Source organism: Kribbella sp. NPDC050124, from assembly GCF_044460355.1.
Taxonomy (GTDB): Bacteria; Actinomycetota; Actinomycetes; order Propionibacteriales; family Kribbellaceae; genus Kribbella.
On sequence record NZ_JBITJU010000005.1, the window covers coordinates 160963 to 176595 of the forward strand.

General features: G+C 69.8%; 11 protein-coding genes. 3 read left to right on the forward strand and 8 right to left on the reverse strand.

Features of this window, described 5'->3' with window-relative positions:
• The first annotated feature begins 42 nt into the window (after positions 1–42).
• Positions 43–1488, forward strand: coding sequence for a gamma-aminobutyraldehyde dehydrogenase (locus tag ACIBL3_RS15415; protein ID WP_396353940.1), 1446 nt, complete (start codon positions 43–45; stop codon positions 1486–1488).
• A 162-nt stretch (positions 1489–1650) separates the two neighbouring features.
• On the opposite strand, the gene lysA is transcribed toward ACIBL3_RS15415, so the two are convergent.
• The 6 genes from lysA to ACIBL3_RS15445 form a co-directional block, all read right to left on the reverse strand.
• The gene (lysA, locus tag ACIBL3_RS15420) at positions 1651–2901 is read right to left on the reverse strand and encodes a diaminopimelate decarboxylase (RefSeq protein WP_396353941.1); all 1251 of its coding nucleotides are present in this window, start codon (positions 2899–2901) and stop codon (positions 1651–1653) included.
• Complete coding sequence (locus tag ACIBL3_RS15425) at positions 2898–4253, reverse strand: pyridoxal phosphate-dependent decarboxylase family protein (RefSeq protein WP_396353942.1); 1356 nt, start codon at positions 4251–4253, stop codon at positions 2898–2900. The genes lysA and ACIBL3_RS15425 overlap by 4 nt, the downstream gene beginning before the upstream one ends.
• Before the next feature lie 7 nt (positions 4254–4260).
• Complete coding sequence (locus ACIBL3_RS15430; RefSeq protein ID WP_396353943.1) at positions 4261–5181, reverse strand: universal stress protein; 921 nt, start codon at positions 5179–5181, stop codon at positions 4261–4263.
• Complete coding sequence (locus ACIBL3_RS15435) at positions 5178–6632, reverse strand: amino acid permease (protein ID WP_396353944.1); 1455 nt, start codon at positions 6630–6632, stop codon at positions 5178–5180. Before ACIBL3_RS15435 ends, ACIBL3_RS15430 begins: the two co-directional genes overlap by 4 nt.
• Positions 6633–6725: 93 nt before the next feature.
• Positions 6726–7745 (reverse strand): agmatinase, encoded by a 1020-nt coding sequence (speB, locus tag ACIBL3_RS15440; RefSeq protein WP_396353945.1) that lies wholly within the window; start codon positions 7743–7745, stop codon positions 6726–6728.
• Positions 7746–7776: 31 nt separating this feature from the next.
• Complete coding sequence (locus ACIBL3_RS15445; protein ID WP_396353946.1) at positions 7777–8967, reverse strand: serine hydrolase domain-containing protein; 1191 nt, start codon at positions 8965–8967, stop codon at positions 7777–7779.
• A 79-nt stretch (positions 8968–9046) separates the two neighbouring features.
• On the opposite strand from ACIBL3_RS15445, the gene ACIBL3_RS15450 reads away from it, so the two are divergent.
• A complete protein-coding gene (locus ACIBL3_RS15450; RefSeq protein WP_396353947.1) occupies positions 9047–10486 on the forward strand; it encodes a biotin carboxylase in 1440 nt (479 codons plus the stop codon).
• A 5-nt stretch (positions 10487–10491) separates the two neighbouring features.
• Here ACIBL3_RS15450 and ACIBL3_RS15455 read toward each other — a convergent pair whose 3' ends face one another.
• Positions 10492–10827: a hypothetical protein gene (locus ACIBL3_RS15455; protein ID WP_396353948.1), complete on the reverse strand. Its 336-nt coding sequence runs from the start codon at positions 10825–10827 to the stop codon at positions 10492–10494.
• Positions 10828–10891: 64 nt separating this feature from the next.
• On the opposite strand from ACIBL3_RS15455, the gene ACIBL3_RS15460 reads away from it, so the two are divergent.
• Positions 10892–14317, forward strand: coding sequence for an error-prone DNA polymerase (locus ACIBL3_RS15460; protein WP_396353949.1), 3426 nt, complete (start codon positions 10892–10894; stop codon positions 14315–14317).
• Here the strand turns inward: ACIBL3_RS15460 and ACIBL3_RS15465 are convergent, their stop codons facing one another.
• On the reverse strand, positions 14318–15565 hold the full coding sequence (locus ACIBL3_RS15465; protein ID WP_396353950.1) for a HEAT repeat domain-containing protein: 1248 nt from the start codon (positions 15563–15565) through the stop codon (positions 14318–14320). It lies immediately after the preceding gene.
• Positions 15566–15633: the final 68 nt, after the last annotated feature.

Here is a 15633-nt window from a genome sequence, read left to right on the forward strand (position 1 = left end):
GAAGGAACCTGGGGGCGAATCGGTGCCGGGGAGGGGATCGACATGCCGGAGAAGAAGGTCTTTCACAACATCGTCGACGGCAAGGTTCAGGCGGCCGCGTCCGGGGCGATGATGGACATCGTCAACCCGTCCACCGGCGAGGTGTACGCGTCGGCGCCGAACTCCGACGACCACGACGTCGACCAGGCCTGCCGGGCCGCGGCCGGCGCGTTCGAGAAGTGGCGCTGGTCGACGCCGTCGGAGCGGCAGCGGGCGCTGCTGAAGCTGGCCGACGTGATCGAGGACAGCGCCGAGGAGCTGATCGCGGTCGAGAGCGAGAACACCGGCAAGCCGGTCGGCCTGACCCGGTCGGAGGAGATCCCGCCGATGGTCGACCAGATCCGCTTCTTCGCCGGCGCCGCGCGGGTACTCGAAGGCAAGTCGGCGGGGGAGTACATGCGCGGTTTCACCTCGTCGGTCCGGCGCGAGCCGATCGGCCCGGTCGCCCAGGTGGCGCCGTGGAACTACCCGATGATGATGGCGGTCTGGAAGTTCGCCCCCGCGCTCGCCGCCGGGAACACGGTCGTGCTCAAGCCGTCCGACACGACGCCGGCCTCGTCGTACTGGATGGTCGAGAAGATGCAGGAGATCTTCCCGCCCGGGGTCTGCAACCTGGTCTGCGGCGACCGTGACACCGGTGCCGCGCTGACCAAGCACAAGGTGCCGCAGCTGGTGTCGATCACCGGCTCGACCAGGGCCGGGATGGCCGTCGCGATGGCGGCCGCGGCCGACGTGAAACGGGCGCACCTCGAGCTCGGCGGCAAGGCCCCGGTGGTGGTGTTCGACGACGTGGACATCCCGGCCGCGATCGAGGGCATCTCGGTCGGCGGCCTGTTCAACGGCGGCCAGGACTGTACGGCGGCCACCCGGGTGCTCGTGCAGCAAGGGATCTACGACGAGTTCGTCGACGCGCTCACCGACGCGGCCCGCAACACCCGGACCGGCTACGACCCGGCCGACGAGGACATCCTGTACGGGCCGATCAACAACGCCAACCAGCTCGGCCACGTGTCCGGGCTGGTCGAGCGCGCGCCCGGGCATGCCCGGGTGACGACCGGCGGCCGCCGGGTCGGCGAGCAGGGGTACTTCTACGAGCCGACCATCGTCGCGGACCTGCAGCAGGACGACGAGCTGATCCGGACCGAGATCTTCGGCCCGGTGCTGACCGTGCAGAAGTTCGCCACGGAGGACGAGGCGCTGCAGTTGGCCAACGACACCGAGTACGGCCTGGCCTCCTCGGTGTGGACGACCAACGTCACGACCGCGGCCCGGATGTCCGCCCGCCTCGACTTCGGCTGCGTCTGGGTGAACACCCACATCCCGCTGATCGCGGAGATGCCGCACGGCGGTTTCAAGCACTCGGGCTACGGCAAGGACCTGTCGATGTACGGCCTCGAGGACTACACGCGGATCAAGCACGTCATGCTCCATCACGGCTTCGAGGGCTAGGGGGTGTCTGATGGTTCAGCGCCGTAGCGAGCAGGTGCTCGGTGCGGTAGCTCGGCGTGCTGGAGCGAAGGATTCGATGCGGATCCATCGTGGCCTTTGCTCCAGTGCGGCGAGGTGCCGTGCCGAGTGCCGCGCAGTAGGCGATGGACCATCAGACACCCCCTAGTCGACGTCTCGAGCCATCAGGTCGGCCCACGTTTCTCGTCGTACGACGAGACGCGCGCGGCCGTCGTGCGCGAAGACGACCGGGATCCGGCGGTTGCCGTTGTAGTTGTTCGCCATCGTGTAGCAGTACGCCCCGGTCGCGGGGACGGCGAGCAGGTCGCCGACGCGCGGATTCGCCAGCGGCACACCGTCCACGAGGACGTCGCCGCTCTCGCAGTGCCGGCCGACGACGGTCACGGTCTCGGGATCGGGACCGTCGAACCGCCCGACGATGCCGGCCTCGAACCGCTGCTCGAACAGCGCGACCTCCAGGTTGTCACCCATCCCGCCGTCCACCGCGACGAACGTGATCGCGCCGCGCTTCACTGTCGTCACCCGGTAGATCGTCGTCGCCGCGGTACACACCATGCTGCGGCCGGGCTCGATGATGACGTGCGCCGCCGCGGGCAGGTGCTGTTTCGCCGCGCCGATCAGGGCATCGAGGTACGACGCCACCGTCGGCGGCTCGTCGGACCAGGTGTAGCGCGCGCCGAGACCGCCACCCAGGTCGTACACCTCGAACTCGCCCAGCCGCGCGACCGGCGCGACCGACTCGGCGAACGGCTCGACGTCGAGGATCTGCGATCCGACATGGACATGCACCCCGCGCATCCGCAGCCGCGGACTGTGCTCGATGCGCTGGATCAACCGGGCGGCGTCGGCCGGCAGGAGCCCGAACTTCGAGCCCTCGTGACCGGTCAGCACATGGCTGTGGGTGTCCGCGGTGACACCGGGAATCACCCGCACCAGCACGTCCTGGTTGCGTCCGGTCGCCTCCAGCCGGTCGACGTCGTCGGCGTTGTCGACCACGACCAGACCGATCCCGTGCTCGACCGCGAGCGCGATCTCCTCGTCGCTCTTCGCGTTGCCGTGCAGCACGATCAGGCCCGGATCGACACCGGCCTTCAACGCGGTCAGGATCTCGCCGCCGCCCGCGACGTCGAGGCCGAGTCCTTCCTCGACCATCACCCGCTGGACCGCCGTACACGGGAAGGCCTTGGAGGCGAACACGACGCGGGAGTCCGGCCAGCGGGCCGCCAACTCGTCGCGGTACTCGCGGGCCCGCGAGCGCAGCGCGTCCTCGGCGACCACCAGGACCGGCGTTCCGAAGGCAGCGGCGAGGTCGTCCGCGCGGCAACCACCGACGACCAGCGTGCCGTCGGCTTCGAGGCTGCTCCCGGGCGGGAACAGCGAGAGCAGGTCGCTCATGGCTCGGTCCGGGCGAGCACCTCGCGGACCAGGTCGAGGCTGGTGCCGGGATGCAGGAACGCGAACCGGCCGACCGTCTCGCCCTCCCACTTGCTCGGGGGGATGAACGCGACCCCGTCGTCGTGCAGTTGCCGGGCCCACTTGTCGTAGTCCCCGCTCGACCAGCCGATCCGGCGGAACAGTACGACGCCGAGGTCCGGCTCCCGGATCAGTTCGAGGTGCGCGGCGGCCTTGATCAGCTCGGCGGTCTCCCGGGCCAGCCGCGCCGCGGTCTCGATCGCCTCGCGGTAGGCGTCGACGCCGTAGACGGCAAGTGAGAACCACAACGGCAGGCCGCGGGCCCGGCGGGTCAGGTGGTAGGCGTAGTCGGTCGGGTTCCACTCGCCGTCGGAGACATGGATGACGTCCAGGTACGACGCGTCCTGCGTATGCGTCGCCCTGGCCAGTTCAGGGTTCCGGTACAGCAGGGCGCAGCAGTCGAACGGCGTGAACATCCACTTGTGCGGGTCGAGGATGAACGAGTCGGCTTGCTCGATCCCGTCGTACTTCGGCCGCAGTGACCGCGCGAAGATGCCGGATCCGCCGTACGCGCCGTCGACGTGGAACCACCAGCGGCGCTCGCGGGCGACCGCGCCGACGCCGGCCAGGTCGTCGATGATGCCGGCGTTCGTGGTGCCCGACGTACACACCACGGCGGCGACGTCGGAGGGATCGGGATCGGCGGCGATCGCGGTCCGCACGGTGTCCGCGGTGAGCCGGTGGTCCGGAGTCTCGACGACCAGCGCGTCCATCTCCAGCATGCGCAGCGTGTTGACGATCGACGAATGCGCGTCGGTGCCCACGACGACCCGCAGCCGGCGGTCGGCGCCGAGCCGTTGTTTCGCGGTCTCCCTGGCGACCGCGAGCGCGGACAGGTTGCCCGCCGAGCCGCCCGAGACGAAGCAGCCGCCTGCACTCGCCGGCAGCCCGGCTTCGTCGGCGATCAGCCGCAGCACGGTGTTCTCGGCTGCGATCGCGCCGGACGCCTCGAGCCAGGAGATGCCCTGGATCGACGCGCAGGAGACGAGCATGTCGAACAGCAGGCTCGCCTTCGTCGGCGCCGCCGGGATGAAGCCCAGGAACCGCGGGCTGTCGGCCGAGATCACGCTGGGCGCGATCACCGACGAGTAGACGCCGAGCACCTCGTCGGGCTGCCGGGGCTCGTTCCGGATCAGCCCGCCGAGGCGTTCGTAGAGGTCTTCGGCGGAGAGCAGGTTGCGGTCCAGCGGCACCGGGTTCATCCGGAGCCGGTTCTCCGCGTAGGCCAGCACACTGCGCACCATCTGTTCGGTTGTCTGGTCCACCTCGTGCATGGCCCGCTCAGCCTCCGGTGGCGCGTTCGGCCAGCACTTCGGCCCGGCGCCGCGGTACGACGATGACCGGCACGGGGGAGTGCCGCAGGATCTTCGACGCCCGCGAGCCGAGGAAGACGCGCGCGACCGGCCCGAGCTCGCTCGACCCCACCACCAGGACGTCGCCCGGGTCCCAGTCGACCTCGTCGATCGCCTCGTCCCAGCTGGCGCCGGCGCCGATCACCGTCTCGACCGATCGCGGTCCGGCGCGGAGGTCCTTGAGCTGGGCGAGCGTGGCGTTCACCGTCTTGTCCAGCTCGGCCCGCCACTCCTGCATGACCAGGTCCTCGGAGTCGGTGCCGAGCCGGGTGGTGTAGGCCGGCCGGGACCACACCGCGAACGTTGCTATCCGCAACGATGCGCCCACGTCACTGCCGACCGTGGCCACGGCCAGGACCAGGTTTTCGGCGCTCGCCGTACCACCGAAGGCAGCCGTCACCCGGCTGACCCTGGCGTCCGGCGGACAGCGGAATCCCCGTGTGGCAAGGGCGAGCGACACGTGCGAGCTGTGCAGCAGCCGGTCCGTCACGCTGCCCAGCGCGATGTGACCGAACACCCCCGCTGACGACGATCCCAGCACGATCAGACGCGCGTCATGCTGATCGGCCATCTCCAGCAGGCCGGCCGGCGCCGACCGCGCACTGTGCCTGACGTAGGCGGCCGGTACGTCGGACGGCAGGAAGCCACGCGCCCGTTCGAGCGCTTGATCGGCGGTCTGCGCCAGGTACTCGTGGTACTCCGCGTCCACCCGGGCCATCCCCGGCGTCCACGGCGCCGGTACGACGCTGCAGACGATCAGGTTGTCGTTCGCAGACCGGGCCAGCATCGCCGCCAGGTGCAGGGCCGCCTTCCCACGTTCGTCGGAGGCGTAGCCGACGATCATCGTCATGGCGTCGGCCCGTCGTCGTCGTGGATCAGCCCGACGTGCTCGTGCCGGCCGAGGTGCGAATGCTTGAAGCCGTAGAAGAAGTACCAGGCCAGCGCCACCGCGACCCAGATCAGGAACACCCAGATCGTCACGGCGCGCAGGTCCTGGATGATCCAGATGCAGCCCGCGATCGACAGGATCGGGGTGACCGGGTACAGCGGCACCTTGAAGCCGCGCGGCAGCTCCGGATGCGTTTGGCGCAGCACCATCACGCCGATCGACACCACCAGGAACGCGACCAGCGTGCCGATACTGGTCATCTCGGCCAGGAAGTTGATCGGGATCAGCCCGGCCAGCAGCGCGATCACGGTCGCCACGATGATGGTGTTCGGGACCGGCGTGTGGGTGCGCGGGTTCACCTTGTGGAACAGCTCCGGGATCATCCCGTCGCGGGCCATCGCGAACAGGATCCGGGTCTGGCCGTAGATCACGATCAGCGTGACGCTGAAGATCGAGATCACCGCGCCCGCGGCCAGCACGGTGGCCGGCCAGGTCTGGCCGGTGACGTCTTCCAGGATCGCCGACAGCCCGGCCTCCTGGCCGTCGAAGTCGGCGGCCGGCTGCGCCGCGACCGCGACCAGCGTGACCAGGATGTAGAGCGTGGTGACCGTGACGAGGGCGATCAGGATTGCCAGCGGCATCGTCCGCCGCGGGTTCTTGACTTCTTCACCCGCGGTCGAGACCGCGTCCAGGCCGATGTAGGAGAAGAAGATGATGCCGGCCGCCGAGGTGATGCCGCTGATCCCGAACGGCGCGAAGTCGGCCAGGTTGTCGGAGTTCCAGCCCTGCAGGCCGATCACGATGAACAGCACCAGGACGCCGATCTTGATCAGCACCATCACGGCGTTCGTCTTGGCCGACTCGCTGGCGCCGCGGATCAGCAGCAGCGTGACGAGCAGCACCAGGATGATCGCGGGCAGGTTGAACACCCCGCCCTGTTCCGGCGCCTGCGACAGGCTGTCCGGGATGGTCCAGCCGAAGATGTTGTCCAGCAGTTCGTTCAGGTACTGCGACCAGCCGACGGCCACCGCGGCCGCGGAGACGCCGTACTCGAGCAACAGGCACGCGGCCACCCCGACCGCGGGCAGCTCACCGAGCGTCGCGTAGGCGTAGGAGTACGACGAACCAGACACCGGGACCGCACTCGCGAGCTCGGCGTAACAGATCGCGGTCAGCCCGGCGACCACACCGGCGATCACGAACGACCAGATCACCGCGGGACCGGCGACCGGCACCGCTTCCGCCAGGACGAAGAAGATGCCGGTGCCGATGGTGGCACCGATGCCGAACATCGAGAGCTGGAACAGGCCGATCGACCGAACGAGCTCGCTCTGGCCGGTGTCGGTGCCGGTCTCCTGCGACATCTCCTGGACCGGTTTGCGGCGGAACAGCTGCTGCGGCGTCATCGCCATTGGAAGCCCCCTCCCTCGATGGAGGTGCCCGCCCGTCCCCGCCACCTCCACCTACCTCGGAGTGTGGCACTCGCTCACTGTGCTGGGAACAGGTCAGCGCGGCCGGTCGTCGAGCAGCGGCTGCGACGGGTCCCAGTGCGTGCCGTCGCGCTCGTCCCTGCGCTTACGGGCGATCGCCGACAGCGCTTCCAGCACGACCCGGTTCGCGAGCGCCGCGGTGATGTCGGCATGGTCGTACGGCGGGCTCACCTCGACCACGTCCATCCCGACCACGGGCAGCTCGAGGCCGATCCGCCGTACCGCGTCCAGCAACTGGCGAGCGGTCAGTCCGCCGGGCTCCGGAGTACCGGTGCCAGGGGCGTGTCCCGGATCGCAGACGTCGATGTCGACGGACAGGAACACGCCGTCGCACTCGTCGGTGGCGATCGCGAAAGCCTCGCTCAGGCAGGCGTTCAGGCCCCGGTGCCCGATCTCGGTCATCTCGTAGGAGCGCATCCGCTGCTCGGCCATCCAGTCCAGCGTGTCCGGCGGCGGCCAGTAGCCGCGCAAGCCGATCTGCAGGAACCGGTCACCACGCAGCGCGCCGGACTCGATCAGCCGCCGCATCGGTTGCCCATGGCCCCACAACGACCCGAACTCGATGTCGCCGGTGTCGGCGTGCGCGTCGAAGTGGATCATCGACACCCGGCCGTGGCCGAGCACGTTCGCGACCCCCTTCGCGTCCGGGAACGCGATCGAGTGGTCACCGCCGAGCACCACCGGGATCGCCCCGGTGCGGGCCACCTTCTCGACCGCGGCCTCGAGCGCGGGCAGCGCGACCTCGATGTCGCCGGAGTACATCTCCACGTCACCGGCGTCGACGACGTTCAGGTCGACCAGGCCGTCGGTGCGCAGCGCGAGACTCGGCCGGGACCCGTCGTGCCCGAGGTAGTCCCGCATCCGGATCGCCATCGGCCCGAACCGGGCGCCCGGCCGGTGCGACGTGCCGCCGTCGAACGGCGCCCCCAGGATCACGACCTGTGCGTCCGCGTACGACGCCGGGTCGTCCAGATCGCAGGCCGGGACCCCCAGGAAGGTGAAGTCCGGGCCGAACTGCTGGCCGTAGCGGGTCATGGTTCGGAGTGTCGCACTCCGCCTTCGCATGTCAACCGCTCAACTGGGCGCCGATCGCGCCGAACGCCCGCAGCGTGTCGATCAGGTACGCCGGGTTCTGCGGGTCCGGCCACGACGACAACTTCACGCCGACCAGCCGGGTGGCCGGGTTCACGTACAGCATCTGACCGTGGATTCCCAAGCAGACAAGGGCTGTTCCGCGCGCGTTGGGCACGAACCAGAACTGGTTGCGGTACCACCCGCCGGGCAGCACGGCCTCGTTGTCGGTGCCCGCGAACGCGGCCCGGACGTCGGCGCCGGGATGCCACGAATCGGCCAGCCAGCGCTTCGGCACGATCCGGCCGTCGTTCTCGAGCAGCAGCTGGCCGAACCGCGCGACATCGCGGGCGGTCGCCGAGATGCCGCCGTCGTGGACCGCGGAGCCGACCGGGTCACAGGTGATGTCGGCGTCCTGCTCGGCGCCCAGCGGGATCCACAGCAGGTGGGACACGAGCTCCGCCATCCGGGTGCCGGCGCTGCGTTCGCACACCCAGCCGAGCATGTCGGTGTCGGCCGATCGATAGGTGAACGGTCCGCCGTGCGGGGTCGCCGTACCGAGGGTGGTCAGGTACTCGTACATGCCGACTGGGTCCCCGTCGCGGCGCGGTCGCCAGCCCATCGACCGCTCCATCACCCGAACCTCGGAATCAAGTGCTTGATAGGTCTCGCGGAACGCGACGCCGGTGCGCATGTCGAGCAGGTGCCGCACGGTCGCGTCGCCGTACCCGGTGCCGGCCACCTCCGGGACGTAGCTGGTCACCGGCGCCTCGGGGTCGAGACTGCCACGGTCGGCGAGGATCCCGGCGACACAGCCGACGATCGACTTGGACACCGACATCAGCAGGTGTGGGGTGTTCGCGGTCATGCCGGCGTAGTACCGCTCCTCGGCCACGACACCGTCGTGCAGCACGATCAGCGCGTCGGTCCAGGTGTCGGCGAACACGCCGTCGGCGCGTGTGACCGCCCCGTCCAGGCGCGTCACCGGAGTAGCGCCCACCGCCGGGTCGAGGGCCGTGGTGAGTGGGCGGTGATCCGGGCCGGCCGGAATCACGTGTGTGGGCAGGAGTTCGCGCATGTGCCGGAACGCCCAGCGCACGTTGGGCGCGTCCTGCCAGCCGGCCAGGTCGACGAGCGTCTCGGCGGTGGGCGGGAAGCCGATCATCCGGTCGTCGCTGGGGCCCATGCGACAAAGCTACGCGACACCATGACACGACGGTCCGGCCCGTCCTACTGTGAAACGGGGCTCGCCGGGGAGGGGTGCGATGAACCAGAAGCTGCACGGGATCGCCGAGATCCGCACGTTCTTCCGAACCAACACCCACCCGATCTACTTCGTCGGGCCGACCGCGTTCAACCTGCTCGGCATCGACCGCTGGGTGCGCAACTTCCAGTACGTCGTCTACTACGACTCCTGGGACAGCCGGCACCCGCGCGTGTTCACGCCGAAGAACCGGGCGACGGCCGAGTTCGAGTCCGGTGAGCAGATCAACAACCACCTGCTGCGCGACCCCGAGGTCCAGGAACACCTGCGCAAACGCGGCGGCACGCCGATGATCGTGATGGTGTTCTTCGACGCCGAGACCGAGGAGATCTGCCGCGAGCTCGGCTACCGGCTGATCCTGCCCTCGGACGAACTGCGCCGCCGGCTCGACTCGAAGATCGTCACCACCCAGCTCGGCGACGAGGCCGGCGCCCCGTCGGTCCCGAACGTGCTCGGCAAGGCGTCGTCGTGGAAGGAGCTGAAGGCGCTGGCCGCGGAGAACGAGCTCGGCCGCGACCTCGTCGTCCAGACGCCGTACGGCGACTCCGGCAAGACCACGTTCTTCATCACCCGCAAGAAGGAGTGGCACAAACACGCCGGGGACATCGTCGGCCGCGACCTCAAGGTGATGAAGCGGATCGACAACAAGGCGGCCGCGGTCGAGGCGTGCATCACCCGGCACGGGACGATCGTCGGGCCGTTCATGACGGATCTGACCGGCTATCCGGAGCTCACGCCGTACAAGGGTGGTTGGTGCGGGAACGACCTGTTCCCGGAGGCGCTGACGCCACTGCAGCGCGGGGTCGCGATCGACCACGTGCAGCGGCTCGGTGACCGGCTCGCGGCCGAAGGCTACAAGGGGTTCCTGGAGATCGACGTGCTCATCGACCTGGCCACCGACGAGGTGTACCTCGGGGAGCTGAACCCGCGGATCTCCGGTGCGTCCTCGATGACGAACGTGACCGCCGGCGCGTACGCCGACGTCCCGCTGTTCCTGTTCCACCTGCTCGAGTTCATGGACGTCGACTACGAGATCGACGTTGCCGAGATCAACGAGCGCTGGCGTGAGCTGGCCGCGGTCGACGTCTGGGCGCAGCTGATCCTGAAGGAGCCGGCCGACCGGGTCGAGCGGATCCTCGCGGCGCCACCGACCGGCACCTGGCACCTCGACGACGACGGCCAGCTGGAGTTCGCCGGCGTCACCAACGACTGGCACGACGTCACCCACGAGGACGAGGCGTTCTTCCTGCGCGTCTACGGCCCGGGGGACTACCGCTTCAAGGGCGCCGACCTCGGCATCCTGGTCACCAAGGGCCGCATGCAGACGCCCGAAGGTCTGACCCCGCGCAGCCATCGCTACATCAAGGGCATCCGCTCGAAGTACATCTCCGAGCCTCTGCAAGACCCGCCGGCCATGGCGCCGATCGCCTACGTCAAGTAGGCCGGCTACAGCGGGCGGAGGTCGGTGCCCGGGATCCAGGTGACCCGGCCGGACTTGTCGCGGACGCGGCCCAGCCACTCGCCGTTGTCGCGGATCCAGATGTCGAGCTCGCCGTTGGCCCACTGGGCGCGCTGGACCGGCTGCGGCGGGTCCACCTTGCGGATGGCGTCGGCCGGTCGCGGGCCGTGCGCGTCGTACTGGACGTCGAGGTCGCTGGCTATCCGGTGTGCCTCCGTCTCGTCGTCGATGTCTGTTGCCCGCCACCCGTTGACCGCGCCGTCCCAGACGCCGAATCTGTTCGATCCGTCGTCGGCAGGTCGCACCGTGAACCGCCCAAGCATGGCTTCAGATTAGCGCTACTTCGAACACATGTTCTAGTCTTGTGATGGATGGGAGGTGTGTGCGATGGGCTACAACAATCCGCCGATCAAGTGGTCGGAGCTGGAGCGCAAGCTGTCGGACCGCTCGCGTCCGGGCAGTCACGGCAATCGCCCGGTGACGGCCGACGGCGGCGACAGCCCGGCGTGGTCACAGCACCGCGGTCCGTACGTGCCGGCCCCTGCCCGCCGCCCGGAGCACGCGGTTCCTTACGCGGAGCTGCACGTGCACTCGAACTTCTCCTTTCTGGACGGCGCCTCCCAGCCGGAGGAGCTGGTCGAGGCAGCGGTCCGGCAGGGCCTGCACGCGCTGGCGTTGACCGATCACGACGGGTTCTACGGCGCGGCCCGGTTCGCCGAGGCCGCGGCGGCTTACGAGTTGCCCACGGTCTTCGGGGCGGAGCTGTCGCTGGGCCTGACCGGCCCGCAGAACGGGGTGGCCGATCCCGAGGGCAGCCACCTGCTGGTGCTGGCGGAGGGGCAGGAGGGGTACCACAAGCTGGCCGGCGCGATCACCGAGGCGCAGCTGGCCGGCGGTGAGAAGGGCCGTCCGGTCTACGACCTGGAGGAGCTCGCCGAGCAGGGCCGTGATCGCTGGCTGATCCTGACCGGCTGCCGGAAGGGGCTGGTCCGGCAGGCGCTGGAGCTGGGTGGGTACGCCGACGGCCCGGCCGCCGCGGGCCGGGAGCTCGACCGGTTGGTGGGCCTGTTCGGCAAGGACCGCGTGGTGGTCGAGCTGGTCGACCACCACCTGCCGGCCGACTCCACCCGGAACCAGGTGCTGGCCGGCCTGGCCGCGGACCGTGGGCTCCCGGTGGTTGCCACCAACAACGTGCACTACGCCACCCCGGCGCAGCACAAGCTGGCCGCCGCCCTGGCCGCGGTCCGGGCCCGCCGCGACCTGGACTCGATGGACGGCTGGCTGCCGCCGGCCGGGATGGCGTTCGTCCGGTCGGGGGTGGAGATGACCACCCGGTTCCAGCGGTTCCCAGGGGCGGTGGCGCGGTCGGTGACGATCGCGGACCAGGTGTCGTTCGACCTGGCCCGGGCCAAGCCGAAGCTGCCACTGCGGGACGTGCCGGACGGGCATGACCCGATGTCCTGGTTGCGGCACCTCACCTTCGAGGGCGCCGCCCTGCGGTACGGGACCCGCGAGGAGCGCCCGGATGCGTACGAGCGGCTGCAGCGGGAGCTGGACGTGATCGCGGAGAAAGGCTTCCCGGGGTACTTCCTGATCGTCCACGACATCGTCAAGTTCGCGCACGACCACGGGATCCTGTGCCAGGGCCGCGGCTCGGCGGCGAACTCGGCGGTCTGCTACGCGCTCGGGATCACCGCGGTCGACAGCATCCTCTACAACCTGCCGTTCGAGCGGTTCCTCGCCTCGACCCGGACCGAGGAGCCGGACATCGACGTCGACTTCGACTCCGACCGCCGCGAAGAGGTGATCCAGCACGTCTACGAGAAGTACGGCCGCCGGAACGCGGCCCAGGTCGCGAACGTGATCAGTTACCGCCCGAAGTCCGCCGTCCGGGACATGGCCAAAGCCCTGGGGTACTCGGTCGGCCAGCAGGACGCGTGGTCGAAGCAGGTGGACGGCTGGAGCCCGGAGATCACCTCGACCGAGCACGACATCCCGCCGCGGGTGGTGGAGATGGCGACCGGGCTGCTGAAGTTCCCGCGGCACCTGGGGATCCACTCCGGCGGGATGGTGCTGACCGAGCGGCCGGTGGGGGAGGTGGTGCCGATCGAGCACGCCCGGATGGAGAACCGCACGGTCCTGCAGTGGGACAAGGACGACTGCGCGTGGATGGGGCTGGTGAAGTTCGACCTGCTCGGACTCGGGATGCTGGCCGCGCTGCAGTACTGCATGGAGCTGGTCCGCGAGCACGTGGGGGAGTCGTGGCTGCTGCACACGATCCCGAAGGAGGAGGCCGGCGTCTACGACCAGCTGTGCCGGGCGGACTCGGTCGGGGTGTTCCAGGTGGAGTCGCGGGCCCAGATGGCGACGCTGCCCCGGTTGAAGCCGCGCCGGTTCTACGACCTCGTCACCGAGATCGCGCTGATCCGGCCCGGCCCGATCCAAGGTGGCGCGGTCCATCCGTACATCCGGCGCCGTACCGGGGAGGAGCCGATCACCTACCTGCACCCCAAGCTGCGGCCGGTGCTGGAGCGCACCATGGGGGTGCCGCTGTTCCAGGAGCAGCTGATGCAGATGGCGATGGCGGTCGGCGAGATCGACGGTGACGAGGCCGACCTGCTGCGCCGCGCGATGGGGTCGAAACGCGGGATCGAGAAGATCTCGTCGCTGAAGGAGAAGCTGTACGCCGGGATGGCGCGCAACGGGATCACCGGGGACCTGGCCGACGAGATCTACGACAAGATCGAAGCCTTCGCGAACTTCGGGTTCGCCGAGTCGCACTCGATCAGCTTCGCCCTGCTCGTCTACTCCAGCACGTGGCTGCGGCTGCACTACCCGGCGGCCTTCCTGGCCGCGTTGCTGCGGGCCCAGCCGATGGGGTTCTACTCACCGCAGTCCTTGGTCGCCGACGCTCGCCGCCATGGGGTGGAGGTGCGGCGCCCGGACCTGCATCTCTCTGGGGTCGACGCGGGCCTCGAGCAACTGGTCGACGGGCAGGAGCTGACTGGGCCGACCGGCTCGGCGGACTGCCTGGTGGATCCGCAGCCGCTGGTCGGGCCGTTCGACCCGAAGGCGCCGTTCGACACCACCATCCATCGCCGTGACGGCGCGTTCTCGGTCCGGCTCGGGTTGTCGGAGGTGCGCACGATCGGCGAGAAGGGCGCGAAGCTGATCGTCGAGGAACGCGACCGGGGTGGGCCGTTCACCGAGATGGCCGACCTGGTCCGCCGGACCGGGATCACTGCCGCCCAGGTGGAGGCGCTGGCCACCGCCGGGGCCTTCGACTGCTTCGGGCTCGACCGCCGACAGGCGCTGTGGGAAGCCGGACGGGCCGCCGAGGAGCGTCCGGGTCAGCTGGCCGGCATCACCGCCGCCGGGCCGCCGCCAACCCTGCCCGGGATGACCGACATCGAGTCCGACATGGCCGACCTGTGGTCCACCTCGATCACCACCACCAGTCACCCGATGCAGCGCATCCGGGCCGAGCTCCGGGCCGAAGGCATCCTGTCGGCCGCCCAGCTCCGCGAGGCCCCCGACGGCAGCCGGGTCCGGGTCGCCGGCGTCGTCACCCACCGCCAGCGCCCGGCCACCGCCTCCGGCGTCACCTTCATGAACCTCGAGGACGAGACCGGCATGGCCAACATCGTCATCACCGTCGGCTGCTGGCACCGCCACGCCACCGTCGCCCGCACCGCCGGCGCCCTCATCATCCGCGGCCGCGTAGAACGCGCCGGCGAAGTCACCAACCTCTCCGCCGACCACCTCCAACGCCTCCCCCTAGCCGCCAAAACCCCCTCCCGCGACTTCCGCTGATCATCTCCGGCCGCGAAGCACCGGCCACCGGCTCCTCCAGGTGCCGACGACGCGATCGAGATTTGCGCGGACCACGGGGTCGGTCTCCGTAGCCTGCAGCTTCCGTAGGTCCCGCAGCAGCGATCGTTCCTTACGTTGTTCGGCCGACTGGACGGCTTGGCGCCGTACGTCGGCATCAAGGTCCCCGAGTGCCCGGCGCAGCAGGCCGGTGGCGTCGCCGTGGGCCTTGACCGCGTAGTACACGGCCGACACGCGGTCACCGGCGGCGAGCCGTGTCAGCAGGGGCTCCAGATCGGCGACCTGACAGTCGCCGCTGTCGGTGAGGGCCCACGCCGCCGCCCACATCACTGCGGAGTCCGCGTCCGCCAGCAGGGCACGGGCGCGCTCAGCGAGGTCGGCAGTGCCAAGGACGCGGAGGACGTGGATCGCTGCGGCGCGCACCGGCGCGGCCGAGTCGGTCAACGCCGTCCGCGCGGCGGTCTCGACCTGGCGCACGGTGGATCGCCACCCGACGCCGAGCGCCGCCTCGCGGACGCGAGGATCCGGATCCGCGGCGGCTGCCGCGAGGCCGTTCCCCGCGCTGGCCCGGAAGTCCGGCAGGTAGCTCAGCGACCAGGCTGCCCGTACCCGCCGGTCCGGATCCGGGTCACCGGCAAGAATGGCGAGCAGCGCAGTCTCGTCCCCAGGCAGCTTCTGGCCGAAGTCGGTGACCGAGTATCCGGCCAGGAGTTCGTCGAGCCACCGCTCGTACCAGGTGAGGAAGTCCGGATCTTCACTCACGTACGGCGGGTCGCACCAGTCGGCGTTGACGTTGACGAGCCGCCCCCGACCCGGGCCGCTCACGACGAGATGGGTGTAGTACGCGCAACCGTGGTGAACGACGGCAAGACTGCCCTGCCGTGGCTCAGGGAACTCGCAGTACTCCTCGTCTCCGTGCGCGACGCCGTCGGCCAAGTAGCTGGGGGCGGCGAGGAAACCGACCGGGTCCTCGTCCCAGTCGAGCGCATCCCGTAAAGGCACCAGCCCGTAGCTGGAGCCTGCGCCACCGTCGCCGGCCTCGAGCAGGAACAGGCGGTACTCCGTCGGCAGCCCTACTTCGTGCTCGGCCTCGAACGCCGCGACCTCCGCCTCGGACAGTGGCGGTTTCAGCCGGTACGAGTGGGTCTTGGCGCCGAAAGACTCCAGCAGTGCAGGGGATTCGGCCGCCTGGGCGAGTTTCGCGCGGATGCGGATGATCCGGTCGTCCACCGGGACAGACTACAGAGCCACCGCGAAACCGCCCGCGGGTTTTCTGGCCCCACGCGTGAGGGGAGGTC